Below are 25,569 nucleotides of genomic sequence, written 5' to 3' on the forward strand. Positions count from 1 at the left end.
ATCGGCTCGCCCAATAACCCGTCGGTCTGCCTGAATTGGCCGAAAGGGCCAGATTTCGGTAAAACCATTGCCCACCAGGCAAATGGCGTATATCAGTCAAACTGTAACGGTTATGCACAGTGCACGCTGACACTATTAGAAGAAAATGACCTTCTGAGGGTTTGCTTAATAAGATTGTGTCCAAATTTCGATGCTACTGTTGCGACAGTTGCATTCGGAGTTCATCCACGATGGCTCTTTGATGCGCTAGCAAAAGAGTAAGTTGACGTCCCCCTCGCGTTAACGACTACACCAACAGTTCTTGTCCGGTCGGTCGGACTTGCACAGTTAGTTAGTTGCTAGTGAACAGCTGGAAGTTCACGGCTCGAATTTCCGAGCTGACTTCACACAACATCCGTAGCTTTTATAGCTGAACACTTTGGGGATCTCACATGACTCGTATTAATACCAATGTCAACTCTTTGGTCGCGCAGACTCGTTTGAGTCGAACTCAGTCGGAATTGCAGACCTCTTTGACTCGCCTGAGTACTGGTTTGCGAATCAACAACGGCAAGGACGACCCGGCAGGTTTGATCGCCAGCGAAGCCCTTCGCAGCGACATCACCAGCATCAACAAAGCCCTGAGCAACACTCAGCGTGCCAATCAAATCATCTCCACCGCCGACAGTGCTCTGGGACAGGTCAGCAGCCTGCTCAATGACATCCGCGGTCTGGTTGTCGAAGCTGCCAACAAAGGCGCCCTGAGCGACGACGAAATCAACGCTAACCAATTGCAGATCGACAGCTCGCTCCAAGCCATCGACCGCATCGCCCAAACGACTACCTTCCAAGGTCGACGCTTGCTCGACGGCAGCTTGGACTTCATTACCAAAGCTGGCACCAACTTCACCAACGTTACCAATCTGAGCATCAACCAGGCCAACCTGGGCGCTACCGGTTCGGTATCGGTTGACGTCAGTATTACTCAAGCAGCTTCCAAGGCTTCGATTACCAATACCGGTATCGCCGCCAGTTCGACTTCGGGCACATCAACCGGCTCGCTTTCGTTCGGAACCCCGACAGCTGCAGTAGAAGCCAGTGGCACAGTCTCGCTGGCCAACGCTTACACCATCGGTGACTCGGCCACCGGCACGATCACCCTGGCTGGCGCGACGACGCCTGATGCGGAAGCTTCGGCAGCACTGACGCTGACCAGCGGTGCTGGTTTCACGATTACCGCAGTCGATGGCAGCTCGGTTGATGGTACCACCGGTAACGGAGTGGCCGTCAACATCACCACCACGGCAACTTCAGGTGGAACGACGGGCACCTACGACGCTAACACCAACACCTTGAACCTGACGATCGAAGAAGGTCAGACTGGCGCTCAGCTAGTTACCGCCCTCTCAGGCATCTCGGCTATCACTGACCGCTTCGCTTTCAGCGCCGGTAATGCGACAGCAGCGACATCTGCCGACGCTGGAGTACTGACCGGTCAATTCGCCGGTGGTACAGATATCACGGGTAACGGTACGTTCGACCTGACCGCCGTCAACGGTGGAGCCGCTGATGGTGCGTTCGGTAACGCGACCGACATTACCTTCACTTCGGGTTCGTCGACCAGTGCAGCCTACAATGCCACGACCAACCAGATCCTGGTGACCGTCGCTGCGGGTGCATCGATCTCGGATATCACTAGTGCCATCAACACGGACCTGGACGGTATCTTCACCGCCTCCAACACCACCAACGGCAGCTACACGTACAGCACTGGGGCCAATGGTACAACTGCTAACCCGCTGACCGGTGGTACCGACCCAGCAGCCGCAGCTTCCTTCACGCTGACGGCAGTCAACGGTGGCGAAGCCGACGGTGACAAGGGAAATGATACGGTTGTCAAGTTCCAAGCTGGAGCGACCACCGAAGCCGCCTACGACGCCAATACCGATGAGCTGTTGATCACGGTTGCCACCGGCGCCACCATCAACGACATCATCGGTGCGATCAACACCGACAATACCTTCCAAGCACTCAGCCCGCTGAATGGTACTTCGCTGTTCTCGGCAACAGACATCGGCACCAACGCCGCCACGCTAACAGGTGGCACCGACGAAGTTGCCAACGATGTAATCACGGTTACTGCCGACGATGAATCGGCTGACTTCGATGCCACCATTACGCTGCAAACCGATAACTCGATTGCTGCCGGTACGGCTCAAGCTGCACTAGATACAAACGGCAACATCGTGGTCAGCATCCGCAATACGGGTGATGTCCAGATTTCAACGATCAAAGATGCAATCGATTCTCTGGAAGGATACTCGGCCACCGTTTCCGACAATGATGGCGACGGCACCTACAGCATCGGTGTCGATACCGCCCCGACGATTACTAACTTGACCGGTGGTGCCGCTGGCGGTGGTTTGGTTGCCGACCTGGTCGTGCAACTAACTGGTGGCTCAGGCTCAGAAGTTTTCAACTTCAATGCCGGTAGCAAGATCAATGACATTGTTCAGTCCATCAACCTGGTGAAAGATGCCACCGGCGTCGAAGCCAGGAACGAAGCCGGCACGCTCCGCCTGAACAGCGTGGGCTACGGCTCGAAGGAAACCGTGGCCGTAGAAGTGATCAGCGAAGGCACTGGCGGCACATTCGCTAGCAGCCTAAGCGCAGCTCGCGCCAACGGTACCGATATCGAAGCCACGATCAACGGCTTTAAGGCCTCCGGATCGGGCAACACGCTGTCGGTCAATACCGCCACGCTCGACCTGAGTCTGTCAGTAGTCGACGGTTCGGACGATGCGATCAGCTTCCAGGTCACTGGCGGTGGTGCTCAGTTCCAACTGGGTCCCGACGTAGTCAGCAACCAGCAAGCACGTTTGGGCATCGCCAGCTTGAACACTGCCAAATTAGGCAGCTCGGCCGGCCGCCTGTACGAACTGGCTTCCGGTGAATCCAAGTCACTGCTCAACGACGTGACCGGTGCAGGCCGCGTCATCGAAGACGTCATCGCCAAAGTAACCACACTCCGCGGTCGATTGGGTGCGTTCCAACGAACGACTCTCGACAGCAACAGCGTCTCGCTCAGCGAAACGTTGAACAACCTCAGCGAAGCTCAAAGCTCGATTCGTGATGCCGACTTCGCCAAGGAAAGTGCTAACCTGACGCGAGCTCAAATTCTGATTCAGTCGGGTACGCAAGTTCTGCAGTTGGCCAACTCGGCCCCTCAGAACGTGCTGTCGCTGCTGCGATAAGAACTCTCGACGCCCAGTCGAAAAGCAAATCTCATAGCTCGAACCGCGTTGGTCACCTCGATCAACGCGGTTCTTTTTTATTTGTGGCATAGGCTTCCAGCCTGTGTGCATTGAGTTCTGGCATAGGCAGGAAGCCTGTTTGGACGCTTGGCTTCCTGGGCAAACTTTGCCAATGCGTTGCATTAGAAACATAAAATCAAAACACAGGCTGGAAGCCTATGCCACATATTCACAGGCTGGAAGCCTATGCCACGATAGCGGGCTCTACTTCAACCAGCTGGGCAGTTGGCCGGCTTTGGGCAGATCGATCGAACAAAGCCGTTCGATGGCGTTGATTGCCGATAACTGTTCGAGTGCGTTCTGCGGTGGTTTGCTGTCCAAGTTGAGCACGCCGATGGCTTTACCACCGGGCTGATCTCCGGCTCGTCCTACCGACATCTGCGCAATGTTGACTTGATGCTGACCAAAGACGGTACCGACACGTCCAATAATGCCAGGCACGTCGGAGTGCGTAAAGAATAGCAAATTCCCGTCCAAGTACGCCTCTAGTCGATAGTCATCAATCAATACCAGACGCGGCATGTTGTGGCCAAACAGCGTACCACCAGCCCGCACGGTCACGCCACCACCACTTACTTCAGCGATGATACTTGACGTGAATGCACCCAATTCACGATTGCGATGATCGTTCAGTTCAATGCCGCGCTCGCGCAAGAGCATCTCTGCGTTGACAATGTTCGCTTCATCGACCAGTGCACGCTCAAGTAAGCCTGCACAGAAGGCAGCTGTAAGCAGCTTGGTATCGCGATCAGCGACTTCACCACGGTAGTACAGATTGCAGGCAGAGATCGCTCCGCCATGCCATTGATTCAGCAGCAAGCCTAGGCGATAGGAGACATCCAAGTATCCTCGCAGCGATTCGAGCGTCTTGGGATCCAGCGAACCTGCGTTAACGGCGTGCCGAATCTCACCTGTCTTAAAGAAGTTCAGCAGCAGGTGAATCCCTTCCACAGCCACTTGAGTTTGAGCCTCTTCGGTGCTGGCACCCAAATGCGGCGTGCACACCACGTTGGGCATGCCGAAGAGCGGACTGTTGGCGCACGGTTCCTCTTCGAAAACGTCCAAAGCCACACCACCAATTTTGCCGCTCTTGAGTCCCTCGACTAGCGCGGCTTCATCATAGATACCGCCGCGGGCACAGTTGATCAAGCGAATGCCGGGCTTGACGATGTCCAGCTCTTTCTTGCCCACCAAATGCCGCGTCTCCGTGGTCAGCGGCGTGTGCACGGTCAAGTAGTCGACCTTGGGTAGCATCTGGGCAACCGTATCAACGCGTTCAACGCCCATCTTGGTCGCCTGCTCGTCAGTCAAGAACGGATCGTAAGCGATCACGCGCATTCGAAAGGCCAAAGCCCGCACGGCCACTTCACGACCAATGCGGCCCAGTCCGACAACTCCCAGAGTTTTGTCGGCCAGCTGCGTTCCCATGTAGCTCTTGCGATCCCATTTGCCCGAGATCAAGCTTTGATACGCTGGCGCCACGCTGCGGCTGAGAGCCAACATCAGCGCAAAGGCATGTTCGGCCGTCGACAAGGTATTGCCGGCCGGCGTATTCATTACCACGATGCCTAACCGCGTGGCCGCATCCTTGTCGATGTTGTCCGTGCCCACTCCAGCGCGCACAATGGCCCGCAAGCGACGATTGCCTTCGAGCGATTCGGGCGTGATCTTGACTCCACTGCGAACAATGGCTCCATCAATGTCAGCCAAAAAGGCTCGCAGCTCGTCACCCTTCAGGCCGTGCTTCTCAACATACTCGAAAGCGTTATCGGCCTTCAGCAGTTGCAGACCTTCGTCGGCAATAGGGTCGAGTACACCGATGCGGAACTTAGCCATAGTTTTCGATTTCTAAATTGGATCAGGGGTTTATTCAGGGGGTAATGGATGGCGCTGAACGGATGGCAGTCGCGCCAATGAATTCACACGCCGACTCCTCGCACGCCCAGCTCACAAACGTCGCTGCGGCAACATACGCAACTGCGCCATTGGTAGTGTGCCGCTGCTGGCAATTTACGCTTAGGGCGCGTCGAGCTTAGGCATGCTTTTTGGCAAACTCTTCCATCGTGTCAGCCAGCAACGCCACGCCTTCGATCGGCATGGCGTTGTAGATACTGGCACGAATGCCGCCGACGCTGCGATGTCCCTTCAAACTGCACAAGCCACGCGACTCGGCGAGTGCGATGAACTCTTTTTCGAGCTCCGGCGATGGAAAGCGGAAGGTAACATTCATGAGCGATCGCGAATCGGGCTGCGCATGACCGATGAACAGCTCAGGATATTCGTCCAGCTTGGCATACAGCAGGCGAGCTTTCTTGCGATTGTGCTTGAGCATCTGGTCCAAGCCGCCGATCGAATCCTCAAGCCATTCGCCGATCAGGCCCAGCACATAGATCGCAAAGGTGGGCGGTGTATTCCACATCGATCCCTCTTTGGCATGATTGCGATAGCTCAAGTACCCCGGCAAGCCGTCGGTGCTGCGGTTGAGCAATTCCTTGCGTAGGACCACGACGGTCACACCCGCTGGCCCAGCGTTCTTTTGGGCACACGCATAGATCATGCTGTAGCGATCGAGATTGACCGGTCGGCAGAGAAAGTCGCTGCTGGAATCGCAGACCAGCGGAGCGCCACTGGCATGAATATCGTCCAGAAATTGAACGCCTTGGATGGTTTCATTGCTGGTGATATGCACATAAGCAGCTTCCGGCGAGATCTTCAGCTCGCCTGGATCGGGCAGGCGATCATAGTTGGTCGCTTTGGCATCGTAGATCACTTCGACCGCGCCCTCTTTGCGGGCTTCATCAGCGGCATATTTACCCCAAGCACCCGTCAGAACGTACTGCGCGGGCTGACTTTGGCCACGCAGCAAATTGATGGCCGTCATCGAGAACTGCAGCCGCGCGCCTCCTTGCAGAAACAGGACTTCGAATTCTTCGCCAATACCGAGCAACCGCCGTAGACGTGCTTGGGCTTCGTTTTGGATTGCGATGTATTCGTCGCTGCGATGGGAAATCTCCAGGATCGAACAGCCGGCGCCAGGCAAACAGAGCATCTCTTCCTGGACGCGTTTCAGAACCGACAACGGCAAAACCGCTGGACCTGGGGAGAAATTGTAAACGCGCTCCTGAACGACCTGTGCCGACATGGCGTTATCCTTTGTTTTCCGCTGTACTCGCAACCGACCGAGCAAGCCATCCGGCCCGCCCAACAAGCCGCCATTTTATGGCCAGCGGCAAAAATCGCATAGTCTCCCTCCAGACCGCTGGCACACTAAGCACGTGGACACGTCCAATTCGGGATTAGTCCAGCGAATCCAAGCCCAATTCCTCGGCTGGTCGATCTAAGAGACTTTCTGCCGTCTGTTCAGGTTCAGGAACGGCCGGCTTAGGTTTGGCACGCGGCGACTGCGACGTCACAGCCACAACCAGGTTGCGCTCCTGGATGCCAATCACTTGCACATGTTGCCCGGCTTCGATTACGCCGGACTGCACGACAGCGTTGTAGTTGCGTTGATGGACTCGCACTAAACCGCAGGGCATCAGCGAGTTTTGCGCAGTGCCGATTTGGCCCACCAACTCTTGCAATTGGACCAGCCTCGGGTCAGTTGACGTTTTTGGCAGCTCCGGGGTCTTCAAAATAAGCCTGCGGCCAATCGGCGTATGAGGCCAAATGCGAATGGCGACCGTGATGAAGATCGGAATGGCCACCAGCATCAAGATCAGCGTTACCAACCCCGCTGTCTGGCTACTGCGAAACGCAGAATACACACTGATCACGGCGGCCAGCAGACTAGAAACCGCCAAGACACCACCGCTGGGTACAAACAAATCAGCCGCAGCTAAAGCCGCGGCTACGACAAAGAACAAGATTGCGATTACCAAGGGATCCATGCTGTCCAGCATATCGATTTGCGAACCGATGTGCCAGAGCTTAGCGCGGATCCGGCTTCTTGGTCGAGTAAGGATAATTGCGCCGCCAATTGGCGATGGCCTGATCAACCTGATCGGCTGGGGCACCGTTGCGCACCAATATCGTCGCGTAGAAGTGATACAGCTCTTCTTGATTGCTCAGTCCGTGCAGCGCAATGGCCGCTTCCAAGGCCGCTTGCGCATCGCGGGGATCGCGATACTGAAACTGGTCACACACCGGCAGGCGATAACCGACATCGAAACACATGCCCGCTTGATAACTCCGCAAGAAATGCCCCAAGCTGCGCTGAGGATAAAGTTCTAGCAGAGTCTGGGCCATGTTAACTCGTTCGTCCAGCAACCACTGGGGCACCACGTCGGATGGTGACTTCGGTAAATCACTGCGATTCATCTCGTACAAGCCTAAGGCCACCCAGACGCCCAGCACCACGGCCAGAAAACGAAACTCTTGCAAACGTCTTCGCCAAGTGGGTCGGTCGGGTTTAGAGCCCTTGTTGATTGCGTTCATCGCGGATTTTCCAAATAAACGAATCAAAGTAATAGTGAATCAGAGCAGCAGCGCTGACGATCGTACCAGCATACAGTTCATAGCCCACATGTAGCGGCGGCAACTCGCCTGCCGCCAGCGGCGGCGGCGGACTGGCCAACTGCGGCAAACCAAACAAGAACTCTCCCAGAGGCCGCAGGAGCAGCAACTGAAACACCACTGCATAACTAATTCCGGCGATCACGAAGTAAACGACGCTCAGCCGCGGCAACATCCACGGCTTGGTATGCGTGTGCGTCTGCTTGCGCTCGAGAAACCAATACACAAACACCAGGTACTGCACGCCATGCATGATCTTGTGCGCAATACCGTAGACGAGCAAGGAATTGGTATGCCACGCGCAGTAATACCACAGCCCAAAACTGGACGCGAGAAACAAATACTTCATCGGGTTCAGTCGCTGACCTTGCCGCAGTGCATCTTGTAGCCCAAAGGCATACCACAGCACCACTCCCCCGGTCACGGCATAACTGACCGACTGAATGGTCAGTACAAACTGCGCCGAGACAGGCAAATTCCACGCAAACAATTGCTGCACCCAAATTTCAGTCCACAGCGGCGTGGTGATTAAATGGTTGATATATAAAGCAATCATCAACCACAGATCGTACCTGGCCGCACTAGGGCCGCCCGTCTTGGCTTTGTAATCGTAAATGCGCCCTAGCCCATACTGCTGCATGCAACTGTGCTGATGATCCCAGAGCGTCGTCAGAATGAAGATCGTCAACGGCGCATAACTGAATCCAAAAACCACTGCCGCAATAATCAATATCGGCCCCAGAATGACACGCGCCTGAAACCGACGCCAGTCTTCACTCAGCCCATAGGTTCGACACCAGGTGCCGAAGTGATGCGGGACCGTGATCCATAAACTGATCGACGCCAAGGCGACAAACGTCAAGTAACGATCGCTGATCAGCGCTAGGGCCACCGCTAGCGGCGGCAAGAGCACAAACCAAAACCAATCGGCTACGGGATTGCGGATATACCCAACGCTTATCGCAGTCATCGGCAACCACTTGCTATATAACATCTTTGTTAAATTGCGAAAGCGTTAGTCTACTGCTTTGGGTTGCGTGGCGAAAGCTGATCGTTCAAAAAACACTTACCTGAGTCTCTACGAGACTTTCATCACCACCCCCCAGGCCATTCAGCGTCTCGGAGAGAGGCTGCTACGTGCCACGTAGTCGAGTCTCTCCGAGACTCGGATCGCGAATCATCGCCAGAGTCTGCCAGGAGCTAGATCAGCGTCTCGGAGAGACGCTGCTACGTCGTCTTGACACAACCAATCAACTGGTGTACTATTTGACCAGTACACCAGTACACCGCAACTGTGGCAATTATTGGTCGAGACCACAACTGAGAGGTGGTTATGCAACTTACGATCGAACCGAACAACGGGATGCCGATCTTTGAGCAGGTGGTGCGGCAAATCAAGTTTGCCGTGGCGGAAGGCACGCTGGTGCCCGGCCAACTCCTGCCCAGTGTCCGCGTCTTGTCCAAGAAACTAGCGGTCAATCCCAACACGATTCAGCGCGCCTATTTGGAACTGCAAAACGAAGAGGTGCTTGAAAGTCTCCGCGGTCGTGGGATCGCGGTCTGTGCTGGGGCAAAGAGGCGGTGCGTAAGCGATCGTCAAACTCTGCTGGGTCAGCGGCTGACGGCCGTCGTGGATGAAGCCATTCGCGGCGGACTGGAACCGGAACGCTTACGCGAAATGTTCGAGAAAGCAGTCAAACAAGCAACCAAGAACGAAGGGGCTCAGGCATGAATACCAACTCTGAAAGCGTAGCCAATGCCATCGCTGTCGAAGGCGCCCACAAAAAGTTTGGGCGCAAGTCGGTGCTGAACAATGTGAGTATGCAAGTGCCCACCGGCTGTGTGTTCGCTCTGCTGGGTGAAAACGGCGCCGGCAAGTCGACGCTCATCCGTGGGCTCTTGGGCTACCACCGCTTGGACAGTGGCACTTTGCGAGTGCTGGGTATGGACCCAATCCGTGATACCATGAAACTGCGACGCCGCGTGGGATATGTGGCTGATGCTCCGGGTATGTATGAATGGATGAGCGTGGCTCAAGCCGGTTGGTATGCCTCAGGTTTCTATGCCGAAGGTTTTTTAAGTCGCTATGCGCAGCTCTGCTCGGACTTCGCGTTGCCGGCCGACACACCCATTCGCAGTTTATCCAAAGGCATGCGTGCCAAAGTTGCCTTGGCCCTGGCGATGGCCTTTGATCCCGACCTCTTGATCCTGGATGAACCAACTTCGGGTCTCGATCCCCTGGTGCGACGTGCCTTTCTGGAAAGTATGGTAGACCGCGCGGCCAGCGGGCAGACGGTCTTTTTAAGTAGTCATCAAATTCACGAAGTCGAACGCGTGGCCGACTGGGTCGCCATCCTGCATGCCGGTCGCCTGCAAGTGGTAGCGCCACTAGAAGACCTGAAGTCGCAAGTCCGCATGCTCTCCTATTCGATGCGCGACCCGTTGCTGGCTGAACCGATCGAACTCGATCGTCTGGACGTAATTCATCGCAGTAGTGAAGGCAGAAGCCATCGCCTGATGGTTCGCAACTTGAATGACGAGATCGAAGCGAGCCTGATGCGCGACAACAACTTGTTTGAAGTGAAAGTCATTCGGCCGAACTTGGAAGAACTGTATATCGGCTTTACGCAGCCGACCGATTCTCCAGCCCCAGCGGATAAGCCCAAGATTCATGTGGCCTGATCTCAGCACACCGAGATCGCAAGTTTCAAACCTCACTTCTCAAATCAAAATTCCAATCCGAGATCCATCATGTTTTCTCGACATCTACTCTGGAAAGACTATCGGCAAGCGTTGCCGGGGCTAGTGGGCTGTTGGGCCATACTGGCCGTGCTGATCGCCATTGGTTATGTGCGTCAGCTGAGCGAAAACCCCGGGTCTGACGTATACGCAAGTACTCTGTTGTTCGCCCTGGTCGCGCCCACGCTTGCAGCCATGGCCATCAGCGGTTTACTGATCGGCCAAGAGCGCCAAACAGGATCCTGGAACTGGTCCAGCAGTTTGCCGATCGAATGGCAACGCGCTTGGGTAAGCAAAACAGTTGTCTGGCTGGTCGCGAGTCTCGCTATGTTGGCATCGCTGCTGGCCATGTATGGCTGCTTATGGCAGCTCTGCATCTGGCAAGGCCTCACTCCGCGGATGACAGACTACTGGGCATCACCTTACACGCTGGTAATGACAGTCGTGCTGGTGCCAATCGAAGTCTATGTCTGCTTCAGCCTGGCAGCGCTAGTGCTCAGTGAGACGCTGCCTGCGATGGTCATAGCTGGTGTGCTGGTCAGCGTGGTTCACTTCGTGCTGACCGATGTGGCTCCGCGCGTGTTGCTGCGGCTACCGCCCAACACGGAACTCACCTTACAAGGCGCAGGCGCGGTGGGCATCGGCTTAGCAGCGCTAACCATAATTGTGGGTGGCGGCTATCTCTCAGCCCGCGCGTTTCGCTGGCGGTGGGGCAGTGGCCAATTCTCGGTGGCCGGTTTCCGGCGAGGCGCAGGGGACGGGACCAGCCTGGCTCAACCTTCGCTATGGCTCAGTTATGGACTGGTGACGCGCCAACCAAATCAGTTAGGCATGCTGTTATGGCACGGAGCAACTTCATCCTTAGCGCTCCGATCGATTACCTTCGTCGCTGCCTTGCTGATGATGACTCGTGTCATCTCTGGATTTCCTGGTGACGCAATTCTGATAGTGCTTTTTGGTGCCAGTGGATTGCTAGGCCTGAGCGTCTTTGCAGCTGACCAACCACGCAATCGCTATCGATTTCTGGCCGATCGTGGCGTGGAGTGGTGGAAGCTCCTGGTGGCACACGCATTGGTGCCCTTTTGCATGCTCGTCGTTTTGAGCATAGTGCCCTTCTTTAGCCTCGGCGCACTTCCAACTTCGCTTGGGGCATCCCTGCTTTTCACCAGTATCGCGTACATGATATTCTTGGCCGCTATCTGTTGTTCGCTGTGCGTTTCGTCGACGATTGTCAGTGCAGGTTTGTTGGTCACGGTTGTTCTACTGACAGTACTGGTCTACGGAGTCAATGAGTTTATGTGGGGGCAGATCGCGCTGTTTGCGCCCTCGCTTGTGTGGAGAATCACGGCAGCAGTCATTGGTTTGCCATTGGCAATGGCCTTCATCGTGCGGCAATGGTTACTTCGCGATCGCGTGCCAACGTTTAAATTTTTAGGTACAGCCCTAGGTTGTTTGGTTTTGCTGCCAATATTTCTCGAGGCAACCACAAATTTTCTGCTGGTGCCCAATCGACCCTGGCAGGGTGTGCCTGCCCAGCAGATAAAGATCGGCAGCCCTCACCCAACCATTGAGCTGGGTAGCATTTTCGATGAACTGCCGACTGCCTCCAAGATTGACCCTCAATGGGCAAGCAGTTCGATTCAGGACGCTTGGCGATTGCGCATGGCATCAGAGGAGCTTCAACAGGGTGGTGGCACGCTTACGAGCGACCAGCGTAAGGCGCTGATCGCTGAGCTGACTTCGATTAGCAGTCGCATCGATAAGCAATTGGCAGAAGGTCCGCATTCGCTAAGTTCCCGGAATTTCAATCTGATTTACGGCACAGCATTCTGGGGATTTGTAGCTACCTATCGAAAATATGATCGAGACCTGGCCGTCGCCGCTTGGCGGGCCAATGCCAAACTCTGTTCGCTCATCGACTTTGATGTCTTGGACAATATTGAACTGCTCAGGGCTAGAATCCACTCTAATGTGAGTCGGCGTCAACTCACCAATGACGATTGGTATTGGCTGGCAGAGGCAGCCAATTTGAACGAGCTGATCAACCAACCGATTGCGACCGAGCGCTTGGAAAAACTGCTGCGAATGTCCGCCACGATCGACTATCGCATGCTGGACGGTCGACCGGCCGCCAGTTTGCCGGCGGCGTCATGGCCAGTTCCCCTTGAGTCCATGTTCGCTTACTCGGTCACTCCCTCCAACTGGACCTTGATCAATCGGCCACGCTGGGCTTGGCAGTTGATTGAGAATGTACCAACCTTGCGGTGGAATTATCAGCGGCAAGCCGCCAGCAGCCTGGCAGTTGAGGTGTTGATGTTGCAGCAGTTGTCAGTGCTTTATGAACAAGTTCCCGCACTGACTTCTCAGTCGTTTATCCAGTCATCTCCCTTAACACAGATGCAGTTCGATGAGATGTATCTAAAGAACCTCATCGACCGCTTTGAGCCACCAGCCACACGATCGAGTGAACCAGCGAGTGAACCAGCGAGTGAACCCATCGGCACTGAAGCCACAATCGAGTCACCACCTGCTCCGCCAGTGGAGCAGCCAGCAGCAGAGCCCTCGGGTGCTCGACCGGAAACTGGGGAGTGATTGGTTAGCTTGCCGCAGGCAACGAGTTGCACAAATACAACTCGGCGATGCGCTGAGCATACAATTGCTCTTCGATAAACTTGCGTCGCACCGCGCCTTTGAAGTTCAGTCCACCATCGGTGACTGTTAGTGGCGCTGGCAAAATAGCTACGCGCTGGATCTGCATCCAGCGTGGCACGCGATCCCAATGAACTGCCCAGCGTTCCTGCAATAATCGTTCGAGCCGCGGATGATCCTGATGCAATTCAACCGGTATGGCCGACCAGCGCGGATCAACCAGCGCGGCCACATACGGCCGCCCATGGCCCACAATCACCAAGTGCTCGATCCAGGCATCGTGCGCCAGCAGTTGGGTGAGCTCGAAAGGCGAAACGTTGTAACCGGTCGAGAGCATGATTTGATCATCGGCGCGGCCCAGAATTCTTACGCTCCCATCTGCTTCGATGGCAGCTAGGTCACCGGTGCATAGCCAACCATCGACGATTCGTTCAGCAGTCGATCGAGGGTCATTCCAGTAGCCCAGCATGACTTGAGGACCTTTTGTCCATAGCACGCCGTACTGATCGACGCGCAGCTGGACGCCCGCTACAGGAAAACCAACGTTGTCCGGGCTTTGACTACCTGCGTGATTGGAACAAACCACTGGCGAGGTTTCCGTCAAACCATACCCTTGCAGTGGCGGCCAGCCAGCGCCCGCCAGAGTATCCCAGACATCGCGAGGCAGGGCCGCTCCACCCACCTGCAGCAGTCGCATGCGTGAGCCTAACACACCGGGACCCATAGCGCCACGCTCTCGCACAACTGCCGCTAACTTGTGCGCCAAATGCGGCACCAGGTTGATCAAGGTGGGCTGAATGGTCGGTGCCCCAGCGAGCAGCAAGTTCCAGTCGGTTGCAATACACAATTGCGAACCACTGAGCAACCATGTCGATAGCTCGCAAGTTCGAGCATACGCATGCGCAAAGGGCAACACATTCAAACGCACATCGTCGGCGTACTGCGGGGCCGCCCCAAGCTTGGCCAACGCATTGCTTTCCAGATTGCCATGGCTGAGCACAACCCCCTTGGGTTGGCTCATCGTGCCCGAGGTATACAAGATTTGAGCGGGCTGCGATTCTGTTAGCGGCGCTCGCGGTATTTCACCGTGCATCGAAATCGCCGTTCGGCAGTTAACAACTTCATCGGCATTGAGCGCATGAATTCCCAGGGTATCGAATGCGCCGGGTTGATCGTCGCCTAGGACAAAGCGAGACTGGCTGTGTACGACTAATTCTGCGGCCAGCTTGCGTGGCAAGCGTTTATCGATGGACACATGCACCCATCCTAGCGATTGCAGTGCCAGGTCAATAACAATCCAAGCCAGTCCATTGGGCAACCAGGTGGCCACATGCACACCGTGCCCCGCCACGCGCGGACCGGGTGAGATTTCCAGCAAGCTGTGCTGGCATGCACTTACCAAGCGCCCCAGATCTTGCCATGAGTAGTGCGCTGCAGTTCGTTCACTGGCACTGCCCAGAACAGTAAGTGCCAGCGACTGGGGGCGAGCTTCGACCTGCTGAGCAAAACGTTCAACCAAACTCACGACTGAATAGGAGGTTGAGTAGGTTCAGAGCTGCCGGGCTGCGGAGAGGGCTGCGATTCTGACTGCGGTCCAGAGTCCGGCTGGGTTGGAGTCGCTGCATCGCCACCAGTTGTTTCAGCAGGCACAAGCGGCAAAGTTGAAGCGTCTGCCGCTGGTGAGGATACGGCTTCGGTTGATTCTCTCTCAGTGGATTCATCTTTAGTTAGCCCAGCCTCTGCAGTGCCGCTCTCAGCAGTGCCGCTCTCAGCCGCAGGTGCTTGAGCGGCCGCTTCAGCCGCCACTCGAGCAGCTTCGATCTGCTCCAATAGTCGCCCCGATACTTCCGCATGCGTCTTGCTCATCGATTCATCGCCGATAGCGGCATACGCTTCGGACAAGCGTTTGTGGTAGCCGGGCTGAGGCTGGAAGCGGCCACCGGAGTGCGTGACCGTTTCAATAGCATGTTCATAAGCAGCCACGGCATCGGTATGCCGCTTCATCTTCATCAAAATCGTGCCGCGCGTGTCATGGTAGTCGGGGACACGAGGAGCAATCGCCAGCGCTTGGTCGGCAAACCGCAATGCATCTTCCAAGCGATCGGGATATCGATCTGCAATACAATACGCAAGGTTGTTCCAACAGCGCGACGCTTGTGGATCGCGTTTGACGGCTTGCTCGAGATGAGGAATGGCCTTTTCGAATTGATTGTGGATCAGATAGTGTTCAGCAATCCACGTATGAGTCACCGAGGTGGCTTTGCCTTCGGCCAGGTTTTTGCGAAGTTGATTCATCAAGCCTTCATGCGGAGACGCTCCACCGATGCGAGCCAGCTTGGCAACTTCTTCGTAGATATGCAAGTTATTGGGATCCAGCCGATAGGCGCGTTCGAGCAGTTCGATGTCTCCCGACCAGCTATCATCTTCAAACTTGCTGCTCGATACAAAAGTGCGGCAATAGACTTCCGAAAGCGCGGTCTTGAGCAATGGGTTATCCGACAGCTTCATGCCTTCGGTTAGTAGACTCTCGGCAGTCGCAAAGTCCAACTTTTGACAATGAGTGTCCACCAATAGCAAGCGCGCATTGACGTCGTGGGGATTGCGCTCGATTTTGGCTGCGAAATGTTTCATGGCCGATTGGAGAGCCGCTTCGGCCTGCATGCTGTTTTTCGAATCCGTGGCGCACAGTTTGGCTAGCGGCAGATGAAAGCTGGGATCGCGTCCAGCGGCCAGCGTCATGGCTTCAACCGATGCATCTTTGTCATTGATGTTGAACAGCAATTGGCTGATGGTCGCAAGTAATTGTGGCGAGGCGCGATTCCAGCGCAGCGTGGCCAACATGTGATGCCGAATGACCGGCAGATCCTTGCGGGCGATCGGGCGCGACAAATGATATTCCGTCAGATAGGCGTGAGCCGGCAGATATCCTATGGCGTCATTGGGTGCGATGCGTGAGAGCATCGTCATGCCTTGCTGCAAAGCCCCGCGCTGAATGTAGCTCATCGCCACAAAGAACACGCTGCGCCGGTCGCTCTTCTGCAACTGCTGGACTCGACGGAAGAGCATCTCGGCGGCCGCCGGGATATCTTCTTTGGTGGGTGTTAGATCCAGTCGCTCGGTCGAACCTGATTCCTCTTCAGCACTGGCCGGATCAACGGGAGCCCATTTCGATTCCCACTTGGCAACTTCTTTATCAGCCAGGCGAAGATAGGTGTCGGCCAGCACATCTCGATTTAGCCATGAACCTGCTGCCACCAATCCGCCCACAAGCGTGGCAAAGACCATCGGCAAAAAGAACAAGACCAGCAGTTTCCAAGGTCGCGTCAGGATCCAGTCAACGGAACATCCTGCCAGGCCGATGACGGCACCAATTGGGTCGAGTCGCATAGGAAATCTGGTTTCAACAGTGAGTGGCGATTGGGGAGCCTACATCTCTTTAGTTTAATTCCCCAACGCCCTGCCCTGCAACTCATGGTCAAAAACGCGGAGACGCAGAAGATCGCAGAGAGGAATGTTCTCTGCGAGCCTCTGCGGACTCTGTGTTTGAATGGATTCGAAAGCGCCATCATTGACGGAGCGAGAGCCAGCGTCAGTCACGAAGCGGGTTGCGCGACGAGGTCAGTTCAAACTGGCTCTGCGAGCTGCCAAGTGGAGGCAACTTGGCCGGTTCGGTAGCCGAGGCGGGAACCACCACCTTCTGCACTGGTCGTTCAGCCAGCTTGCGGACTGGTTTGGCAGATTGGACGGCCTCGATGGCAGGTGCGGGTGCAGGCTCAGGAGTCAACTTTGGTGCTACTTCTGACGATTGAGCCACGTACCGGTCGCTGATCCGAGCGTTGGCTCGGCGCGCCTGCGGATCGAATCGCAGAGCAGTACCGACGGCAGGTTGATGAGTCGAGACGCGACGGGCTGGAACACGTCTGGGGTAACTGGCCGCATCGTCGCGGAACGGGTCGACCATCGAATCTTCTGGTAGCGGAGCCGGTATCGCGTTGCTGGGAGCTGGTGCCGGCGAAGGAACGCGTCCGGGAGACTGACTACGATGTTGCAAATGAGTTGGATAAGTGATCGGCCCAGCAGCGTGGGAGTACGGCGTCGCACAGCCACAGGAGGGCTCGGCTACTCCGCAGCCTGGCTCAACACCACAGCCTGGCTCAGTACCGCACGAGGCTTCAACGCCACAGGCCGCTTCTACTCCGCAGTTTGGTTCAGTTCCGCAGCTGGGCTCGATGCCACAGGTCGCTTCAACACCACAATCCGGCTCGGTCCCGCATGATGGTTCTGTACCACAAGTCGGCTCGGTGCCACAGGTCGGCTCATCGCAGCTTATCTTGCAATTGATCTTCAATTTGAAAGCGCTCAAGATCGAACTGCGTTGCGGCTTGCATTGAAAATGTCTGGCGGCAACCTTGTCGAGCTTTTCCAGAATGCCGCCCGATGGGTGACAATGGCAAGCAGTGGAGCAATCACATGGATTGTCGCATTGATCAGCCACTGCAAAAGTGGTCAGTCCACCCAGGACTCCTACGACTCCCACAGACAGCGACAATGTACGCACCAACTGCTGACGATTCATAGCACCACTCCACATATTCCAGAATCTTTCACTCGTTGCACTCCAGCATCGACGAGTTACAGCCAGAATTTCCAGAACTTTCGCTAGATCCGCTAAGGACAACCGGATGCACAGAGTCAGCCTATCTTCACCTGGTTACCAATGCTCTGGCTGGTGTCAGCCGCCTCGCAAGGGAGGGCGAACATTTGGTTAGAGGGTGCTGAGAGTAGAGCTGCTGTCCTCAGCTGCTCGGAACCCTCTAACTCAGTATCTTCCGACCAACACTCGACGCATGCACCACTTCCCCCGGAGTCTATGTCCGTTCTTCTGAGCGGTGTTGGGCTCAGGAGGACCTTCGCCCCCCGGGACCAATGGTCGGTCGAAGATTGGGTTAGAGGGTGTTGAGCGTAGAGCTGCTGTCCTCAGCTGCTCGGAACCCTCTAACTCAGTATCTTCCGACCAACACTCGACGCATGCACCACTTCCCCCGGAGTCTATATCCGCTCTTCTGAGCGGTGTTGGGCTCAGGAGGACCTTCGCCCCCCGGGACCAATGGTCGGTCGAAGATTGGGTTAGAGGGTGCTGAGCGTAGAGCTGCTGTCCTCAGCTGCTCGGAACCCTCTAACTCAGTATCTTCCGACCAACACTCGACGCATGCACCACTTCCCCCGGAGTCTATGTCCGTTCTTCTGAGCGGTGTTTGGAATTGGCAATCGAAAAGGGCACCGGTGTGGCAGCCGAAAAAGAGCAACGGTCGGTAGAACATTTGGTTAGAGGGTGCTGAGCAGCTGGGGACAGCTGCTCTACAGCTCTATGGACCGGAGGTGGATTTGAGGCTTTAATGCTGGCTCTGTGAATTTGAATCTTCTTCAAACCAGTAAGAAAGCACTTCGAGATGGCGGATCGACTCTGTCGCTGGGGAATTTTGGGCACCGCGGGCATTGCGCGTAAACACTGGCGAGCCATTCGCTCGACAAACAACACTACACTGACGGCTGTCGCTAGTCGCACGCTCGAAAGTGCGCAGCGTTTTATCGATGAATGTTCGGCCGATGTGCCTTATGCTAAGGCTGTGCAAGCGGTCGCTCCATACGATGCGTTGCTGGAGCGCGATGATGTGGATGCAGTCTACATTCCATTGCCTACGGCCATGCGTCACCAATGGGTAATCAAGGCTGCCGAAGCAGGCAAACATGTGCTGGCCGAGAAACCGGCGGCCGTTGATGCCAGCCAACTGACTGAAATGCTACACGCTTGCAAACAACATAACGTGCAGTACATGGATGGCGTCATGTTCATGCATAGCGGCCGCTTGCCGATGATCCGAAGTTTGCTGGATGACCCGAAAAATGTCGGCAAGCTGCGGCGCATGGCCAGTCAATTTTCGTTCTGCAGCAACCAAGAGTTTCGCACTCAGAACATTCGCGTCGATAGTCGCCTGGAGCCTCATGGTTGCTTGGGTGACCTGGGATGGTATTGCATCCGCATGTTTTTGTGGGTTATGCAAGGCAAAATGCCAACTTCAGTCCGAGCCAGAATGCTGTCGACCTTGCATGGCCAAGGCAGCCCTGTGGCCGTGCCGGGCGAACTGAGCGCCGAGTTGATCTTTCCTGATGGCGTAAGCGCTTCGTTCTACAATTCGTTTGTGACCGAGAACCAACAGTGGATTCATCTCAGCGGCGAAGCTGGAAACTTGCAAGTGCCCGACTTTGTGTTGCCCTATCACGGCGCCGAAGTTGCCGCCACGGTCACCAACGACGTCTTCTCGGTGACTAACTGCGAGTTTCATATGCAGCATCACCCTCGCCGACATAGCGTGCGCGAATACTCCAGCGCCTTTGCCGGTGCTCAAGAAGTCCGACTGGTCGAAGAGTTTTCCAAGTTGGCTCTCAGCGGCCAACCATCGGACGTTTGGCCCCAGTGGACGATGAATACCCAACGCGTCCTCGACGCTTGCTGGCAATCAGCCAAATCCAATGGTTCCGAAGTAGAACTCTAAGCTGTTTGCTTGGAGCTATTTGCCTTGGAGCTCTTGTAAGAATTGCTTGGAAAACTCTTTGTTTTCGCCATCGGCCAGGTCGATGGCTTGGATGACAAGTTTGATCGCCTTGGCTTTATCACCACTCTTGTAAGCCAAGTGTCCGACGGTGTCCAGCAAGCTAGCCAGCGATGCACCTTTGGCTGAGGCGAGAGCTTTCTCGCCTTCGGCCAGCGCAATTTGGATGAGCGAGGACATTTCGTTCTTGCGCTGCTCGGATTGCTCGTAAATGTGCCAGCAGATCAGATCCACCATATCGGCACGACCACCAGTGAAGGCGAAAGTTTCTTTTAACTGCGCAGCTGCTGCCGGCATCTGATCGGTGGCCAAGGAGATTTGAATTTTAGTCAGCCGCAGCTCCAATTGCTCTTGGGGCTCATCGGTCGCTTTCAGACGCGCATCGATCAGCTTTACAGCTCGGTCGTAGTCTCGCCGTTGCAGCGCGTTGTTGAGTTCCGCTCGGGCTTTGGTCGCTTGCTGGTCAGCCAGGAATTCTTTGCCGAATTCGTCTCTGTTCCAACTGTCGGCCACAACCTGCCGCAGCACTTCGTCCATTTGCGCGGGATGCCCAATCCATTCAATCTTGCCGTCTTTGCCTACGATGAAGGCACTGGGGATCGAAGCTTGAATCGCGGCTTCCATGTATGCCTTGCTGGTCGATTGGTCCGGATCGGCAGCCAGCGAATAGACTTGCGTTAACTCGCCGAAGGTCTTCGGGGTTTCTGTGTCCGGTTTGCCAGCAGCACGCTGCGGAACTTCGCGCGACATGAACTCCGAAACCGTGTCGACATCTTCATTGGTAACGCCGATGATTTGCACGCCTTTTTCGGCGTACTGTCGCTGCAACTGAACCAAGTGCGGCATGTTTTGGAGACATGGACCACACCAAGTCGCCCAAAACTCAACGACATATACCTGGCCCTTGGCGAAACCGGTCACCTTGTGCGTCTGGCCGTCGGCCTGTGGAAACCAATGCTCGATGTCCAGTTTAGGAGCCACGGAGCCAACAGTCAGAATGTCATCATTCTCCGCCGCAGCGACACCGAAGGACAACCATACGGCCAGCGTCAACATCAACAGGCATGAGCGAAGGCACAACATAAAAGGCCTCAGAGTTCTTAGACAGAATGCAGACAAGATGCGGTCACAACTCAGGTGTGTCAAGAAATTTACGCGCATCTAACAAGCAGTGGCGTCTTCGACATCAACGCCACAATCAAGAGTCGCTCCAGCAGCAGCCAGCTGCCACTGGAACAAAGTCCTAGTCGCACTTTGTGGATGCGTCACTCTCAGCCGAAGTCCCCAGATGTTTGGATGCGTCATGATTACGCTTCCAACCTCTGGCGAGATCGGCTACCAACGCTTCCAATCTTTGGCGAGATGCTCTTAGTTGTTGGTCGGCTCAGCGTTTTCGAAACCGGCTTGGGCTAGCGCGTCGACGGCAGCTTTGGAATCGAACTTGCCATTGAGCTTGATGTAGACAACTGGGTTGTCGATCGAATCTTCGCTGCCTTGCTTGGCCAGCGCGACTGCTTCTACACCTGGCTGAGCAGCCAAGGTCTTTTCAACAGTTGGCCAGCAACCGTGTGGGCAGGTCATGGTTGGTACCTTCAAGCTAGTATTGGCCACAAACTTAGTGCCCTTGAAAGTATCGACGCTCGATTGCTTGGGAGCGTCTGCGGGAGCAGCAGCAGCCGGAGCAGCAGGCGCATCGGCAGCTGGGGCCGCAGGAGCATCGGCCGCAGGAGCATCGGCCGCAGGTGCAGCCGGCGCGTCGGCCGGTACGGTAACCGCAGGTGGCGCCATGTCGTCACCGCTGGTGGTGGGTTGACCTCCTGGACCGGGAATACCATCAACTGGCTTTTCGCAGCCAACAGCCAATCCCAGCAGTAACATTGTTCCAACGGCAAACCTACGCATCGCTAGCTATCTCCCCTGGTAGTGCACAAACTTACTTTAAGTTCAACAGTAGACCGCCCCCTGGGAGGTCCGACCTGCAGATTCACATGCCCCTTATCTTAGGTTCATTGCCGCCCGCAAGCAACCGCTGCCATTGCAGGCCGCCCCGCGCAACAGATGCGTCAAGCATCTCGAAACCTTTAGCCGTACGCAAAATATCAATCCGAAAGCCTTGAAGGCTTCCGCTACGGGGGAGGCCGGTTAAGGCGACTGATTATCGCCGATCATCATATAACCACTCCACAGCAGCGGATGGGAACCGTCGATGGTGGTCGGCAGCGCTTTGGCGCTAGGCAAGATCGACTCGTCAGCCGTCGGCAGTTTGTCGGCCCACAGCGATATCGCGGTGCGTTGCCAGGCGGCTGAGGGCGATTCGTATTGGATTTCGTCGATCAGTCGCGAAAGGGCTTGATGAGCGCTGCGACCACCGACTTTCCAACGCGACATCCATAGCGACTTTACACCACAGGTCATCATGGCCGTGGCGGGCACGAATAACTCGTGTCCGCCTTTCATTTCGACTTTGCGCGCGTGACTTTGCAAGCCCGGCAAGAAGACCCGCGCCGGGGCCCGCATCGGACTTTGCATCCAGTTGGCCAAGGCATTGTCGCGGGCTGGCTCCACCGGCAAGACACGCAGTTCCCAGGCGGTAGGGGCCATCGGCAATTCGCTGGCTACCCAAATCTGGTCCGCTTTCAAACGCAACCAACTGGGCGTTGACAGGGTCGATTTGTGATTCAGATCCAGTCGCGCCGATGGATCCAGTTCGAGGCCGATGCGATTGCACAAGCCTTGATTACCCACGCGATCAGCCAAGAAGAACGAGTTGAAGATGCCAACGGTCGCGTGAATGGTCGGTGCGGGCGAATTGATCAAGCTGAGGTGCGCTAAGGTTGGCAAGTAACACACGCGGTGCTTGGCCAAAAGAGCGCCCGATGAATTGTCCAGGGGCAATAGATCAAATGGCAGATACCACAAGTTGCCGCTGGGAACAATGATCGTCCGTTTACTGCCGGCAATCATTTGCCGAGCTGTGTCCGGCACTAGCAGTTTGGTCAGTTCACTAGCCGTCGCTCGCCAGGCGACTTTCGGCCCCACATCCAAACTCGGCGGAGCACTCAAACCTATTTGAGTCAGCAGCAATGCGATCTTGGCATCAACAGCAGGCGAGTCCGCGACCGACCAGACATGCTGCTGCGAGCGACTAATGGCCGCTCCGTAGACTTGGGTCGAAGTATGAACAAACGACAGGAGTACATCGTCGCTCTCGAGCGATTGTTCGATGTCAGCATATTGCACCGAACCGGGAATGTCGCGAGTGATCGGTACTGCTTGCAACGCCAAGTTTAACATGGCGTTCTCCGCTTGTTCCGCCTGGCGTCCGATCTCGATCAGCTTTTTCTTCAACTCGGCTGACATTTGTTTGTCATCGACGACGAGCGGTTCACGAGCTAGCGTACCGAGCGAATCATTCAAGCTGAGCGGCAATGTGCGAATAGCTGGGTCAGCCTTCAAGATGGGCTCGATGGCTGTGGCTAATTCTGTGGGCCACGACTGTTTATCCACGTGCATCCAGTAGCGGGCAGCCAGCAAGCGTCCGCCCAGCGGCAAGAGCTCATGAAACAATTCTAACTGATGATCAGCCATGCGCTCCAGCGCGTCTTGAGGTGCACTGCGCAGCACGGCCAACTGGACCGCTTTATCACAGGCCAGCCGATGGGGTGTGGAGATGGCGACGAGCGCCTCCAGTGGATTACGGCGCCACTGATCAGCCGAGGGCTCGGCTAACAACTGTTTGAGAATCTGTTCGCCAGCGGCAGCGGGCAAGTTGTTTCGCGAGATCAACTCGAGCGTCAACTGAGTTTGAAAGACGCGCGGCACAGCGGCGCCCGTCGCCTGAGATCCGCGCAGCAGGCTCATCGACTTATCTAATTGACTGTCGGCCAGCGGCAACAGGTTTTGAGCCGCTGCTGCCCGCGCCATCGAATATCCCAGTTGAGCCTGGACGCGCGGCAGAGCCACAATTGACTTGTCCCCATCACGGCCACGCAGCACTGTCAGCATGTCCGTCGCGGCTGCTTCGTGCGCAGCCGCATTCCCAGCCACCACAGCCAACTCGCTAGTGGCAGCACTGCCGTGCATAAAGGGGAGAATCGCATAACTCTTGGACCACGCTGTAGCTAACTGCAATGTCGGCAGCAAATCCACGCGACGCGACGCGCATGCATACTGACCGATCATCGCCAGCGATTCGGCCAGCATATCGGGCTGTTCCAACTGAGCGGCTCGCAGCGATGCATCGCCCAATCGATTGAACGCCGATGTGTCTTTGTCCTGTCGAAATTCGAGCGTGGCCAAGGTTAACAAACAGGCCGGCGTCAAAAAGTAGTCGCTCTTGCCCTCAATGCTCAGGCCCGCTACCAATTTTTCTTCGGCCTTGGCAGTGTCACCCAGTGACAGCAAAGCTAGTCCATGTAAGCCCTGCCAAGCGGTATGCAGCCACGGCGCTTTACGAGCCGGAGTTTCGGCCAGCCAGTCGGCCACCGGACGCGAAAGCGGCGAATGCGCCGCCAGCGGTCCCAGCAACTGCGTGCGACGCTGCAGAGCCACAGCCAGGCACCGCAGGACCTCTGGTACATCTACCCTCAAGATCTGCGTCCCACCGGGTACCAGAATCCCATCACCATTAAAACGAGCCGCGTTTGCATCCAACGCCACTTGCATCACACCAGGCACGCGAACCAGGTTGCATGCCCGCGATTGCCGAGTCCAATTCAGTACTTTTGCTTCCGCAGGTATCTCTGCCAGATTCTCCGGATGCCGCATCGCATCAGCCCACTTGGGAAATGCCAGCGCAACCATCACGGCTGCATCGTATTGTTCCAAACTCTGTGCAATGGCGCCTTGTTGGTAGTAACATTCACCCAGCATCACCAATGGCGGAATCGCATCGATCCAGCGTTGCCCCTTAACCTGCTGGCCACGATTCATCGAGACGCGAAAACCCTCGGTCGCCTCTGCCAGGTTGCCCGTATCGTATAGATCCCGAGCGACGTAATATTCCAAACGCGGCAGATCAGGAGTTTGGCCGATTGTGGTAGAGTTCAGCGATATCAGCCAGCACACAATCGCTAGCCAGATATTCCAATAGCGGGCCATAATAGTTTCCGTGGAGGAACGGTTTCCGCGAGGGCAAAAATTAGCGGTCCATCCTAGTATATTCTCCCGCACGGCAGCCCGTTGGCGTTTCCCCGACTGGTCGATACCACACTCGCCCGATTACCAGGCAATTCGGCACGTTCCCCACTGTCCGTGGTTTTCATCGACGCCCACTTCCAACCACTGCAAGCGATCGCCAATGACCGGCCGCAACATCCCACGCAGTTCGACGGCCAAATAGTGGGCGATCTCTTCGGCGGTCGTGTTGGTTACTGGCAGCAGCATGCAGTCTTCCAACGGAAATATCCAACGTTTGTCGCGAAAAGTAACCGTGACTTCCCGCTCACCTGAGACGACTTGGATCAAGGGATGTGTGGTGGGCAGAATGACGTGATGATCGAGACGTTTAACTAGCTCGGCCAGGCGATCTCGAAACGCAATGAAATCGATGACGTATCGATTTTCATCGAGCGGCCCTACCACTTCGGCTCGCACTCCATAGTTGTGTCCGTGTAGACACTCGCAAATGTCGCCGGCGAACGTGATGAAGTGGGCTGCTGAAAAAACCAATTGCTCCTTTTGCAGTTCGACTCGGAATATGGGTTCGCTCATGAGGAAGATCCTTCGACTTGTTCGTGTTGTTTAGTAGCCAAGCGGTGTTGGCG

At 55.8% G+C, this 25,569-nt stretch carries 17 protein-coding genes; 5 read left to right on the plus strand and 12 right to left on the minus strand.

All coding sequences use genetic code 11. The annotated features are described in order from the left end of the window. The first annotated feature begins 431 nt into the window (after positions 1 to 431). A complete protein-coding gene (locus SH573x_RS20190) occupies positions 432 to 3,233 on the plus strand; it encodes a flagellin N-terminal helical domain-containing protein (protein WP_479349547.1) in 2,802 nt (933 codons plus the stop codon). A gap of 264 nt (positions 3,234 to 3,497) precedes the next feature. On the opposite strand, the gene serA is transcribed toward SH573x_RS20190, so the two are convergent. From serA to SH573x_RS20215, 5 genes are all read right to left on the minus strand, one after another. Further along, the gene (gene serA, locus SH573x_RS20195; RefSeq protein WP_479349549.1) at positions 3,498 to 5,129 is read right to left on the minus strand and encodes a phosphoglycerate dehydrogenase; all 1,632 of its coding nucleotides are present in this window, start codon (positions 5,127 to 5,129) and stop codon (positions 3,498 to 3,500) included. Positions 5,130 to 5,325: 196 nt separating this feature from the next. Further along, positions 5,326 to 6,435, minus strand: a complete 1,110-nt coding sequence (serC, locus tag SH573x_RS20200; RefSeq protein WP_479349550.1) for a 3-phosphoserine/phosphohydroxythreonine transaminase — start codon at positions 6,433 to 6,435, stop codon at positions 5,326 to 5,328. Positions 6,436 to 6,589: 154 nt separating this feature from the next. Continuing rightward, entirely contained in the window at positions 6,590 to 7,180 is a 591-nt protein-coding gene (locus tag SH573x_RS20205) for an NfeD family protein (RefSeq protein ID WP_479349551.1), read from the minus strand. A 40-nt stretch (positions 7,181 to 7,220) separates the two neighbouring features. Beyond that, positions 7,221 to 7,727: a hypothetical protein gene (locus tag SH573x_RS20210; protein ID WP_479349552.1), complete on the minus strand. Its 507-nt coding sequence runs from the start codon at positions 7,725 to 7,727 to the stop codon at positions 7,221 to 7,223. Then, positions 7,702 to 8,775 carry a hypothetical protein gene (locus tag SH573x_RS20215; protein WP_479349553.1) on the minus strand — a complete coding sequence of 358 codons (1,074 nt, stop codon included), beginning with the start codon at positions 8,773 to 8,775 and terminating at the stop codon, positions 7,702 to 7,704. The genes SH573x_RS20210 and SH573x_RS20215 overlap by 26 nt, the downstream gene beginning before the upstream one ends. A gap of 363 nt (positions 8,776 to 9,138) precedes the next feature. Between SH573x_RS20215 and SH573x_RS20220 the strand changes: the two genes are divergently transcribed. The 3 genes from SH573x_RS20220 (at position 9,139) to SH573x_RS20230 (ending at position 13,136) form a co-directional block, all read left to right on the plus strand. Continuing rightward, positions 9,139 to 9,537, plus strand: a complete 399-nt coding sequence (locus tag SH573x_RS20220; RefSeq protein WP_479349554.1) for a GntR family transcriptional regulator — start codon at positions 9,139 to 9,141, stop codon at positions 9,535 to 9,537. Further along, positions 9,534 to 10,487: an ABC transporter ATP-binding protein gene (locus tag SH573x_RS20225; RefSeq protein WP_479349555.1), complete on the plus strand. Its 954-nt coding sequence runs from the start codon at positions 9,534 to 9,536 to the stop codon at positions 10,485 to 10,487. The genes SH573x_RS20220 and SH573x_RS20225 overlap by 4 nt, the downstream gene beginning before the upstream one ends. Positions 10,488 to 10,556: 69 nt before the next feature. Further along, positions 10,557 to 13,136 carry a hypothetical protein gene (locus SH573x_RS20230; RefSeq protein ID WP_479349556.1) on the plus strand — a complete coding sequence of 860 codons (2,580 nt, stop codon included), beginning with the start codon at positions 10,557 to 10,559 and terminating at the stop codon, positions 13,134 to 13,136. 4 nt (positions 13,137 to 13,140) lie between these two features. Here SH573x_RS20230 and SH573x_RS20235 read toward each other — a convergent pair whose 3' ends face one another. The 3 genes from SH573x_RS20235 to SH573x_RS20245 form a co-directional block, all read right to left on the minus strand. Continuing rightward, positions 13,141 to 14,718: an AMP-binding protein gene (locus SH573x_RS20235; RefSeq protein ID WP_479349557.1), complete on the minus strand. Its 1,578-nt coding sequence runs from the start codon at positions 14,716 to 14,718 to the stop codon at positions 13,141 to 13,143. Next, the gene (locus tag SH573x_RS20240; protein ID WP_479349558.1) at positions 14,715 to 16,580 is read right to left on the minus strand and encodes a tetratricopeptide repeat protein; all 1,866 of its coding nucleotides are present in this window, start codon (positions 16,578 to 16,580) and stop codon (positions 14,715 to 14,717) included. Before SH573x_RS20240 ends, SH573x_RS20235 begins: the two co-directional genes overlap by 4 nt. Positions 16,581 to 16,782: 202 nt before the next feature. Then, positions 16,783 to 17,769 (minus strand): hypothetical protein, encoded by a 987-nt coding sequence (locus SH573x_RS20245; RefSeq protein WP_479349559.1) that lies wholly within the window; start codon positions 17,767 to 17,769, stop codon positions 16,783 to 16,785. An 874-nt stretch (positions 17,770 to 18,643) separates the two neighbouring features. Between SH573x_RS20245 and SH573x_RS20250 the strand changes: the two genes are divergently transcribed. Next, positions 18,644 to 19,747, plus strand: coding sequence for a Gfo/Idh/MocA family protein (locus tag SH573x_RS20250; protein WP_479349560.1), 1,104 nt, complete (start codon positions 18,644 to 18,646; stop codon positions 19,745 to 19,747). Positions 19,748 to 19,762: 15 nt separating this feature from the next. On the opposite strand, the gene SH573x_RS20255 is transcribed toward SH573x_RS20250, so the two are convergent. From SH573x_RS20255 to SH573x_RS20270, 4 genes are all read right to left on the minus strand, one after another. After that, positions 19,763 to 20,887, minus strand: coding sequence for a peroxiredoxin family protein (locus tag SH573x_RS20255; RefSeq protein WP_479349561.1), 1,125 nt, complete (start codon positions 20,885 to 20,887; stop codon positions 19,763 to 19,765). 285 nt (positions 20,888 to 21,172) lie between these two features. Further along, positions 21,173 to 21,706, minus strand: a complete 534-nt coding sequence (locus SH573x_RS20260; RefSeq protein WP_479349563.1) for a heavy-metal-associated domain-containing protein — start codon at positions 21,704 to 21,706, stop codon at positions 21,173 to 21,175. Between the two features lie 240 nt (positions 21,707 to 21,946). Then, complete coding sequence (locus SH573x_RS20265) at positions 21,947 to 24,904, minus strand: hypothetical protein (RefSeq protein WP_479349564.1); 2,958 nt, start codon at positions 24,902 to 24,904, stop codon at positions 21,947 to 21,949. Between the two features lie 120 nt (positions 24,905 to 25,024). Then, positions 25,025 to 25,516, minus strand: a complete 492-nt coding sequence (locus SH573x_RS20270; protein ID WP_479349565.1) for a 6-pyruvoyl trahydropterin synthase family protein — start codon at positions 25,514 to 25,516, stop codon at positions 25,025 to 25,027. Between the last annotated feature and the right edge of the window lie 53 nt (positions 25,517 to 25,569).

Source organism: Rania fehmarnensis (genome assembly GCF_056494185.1).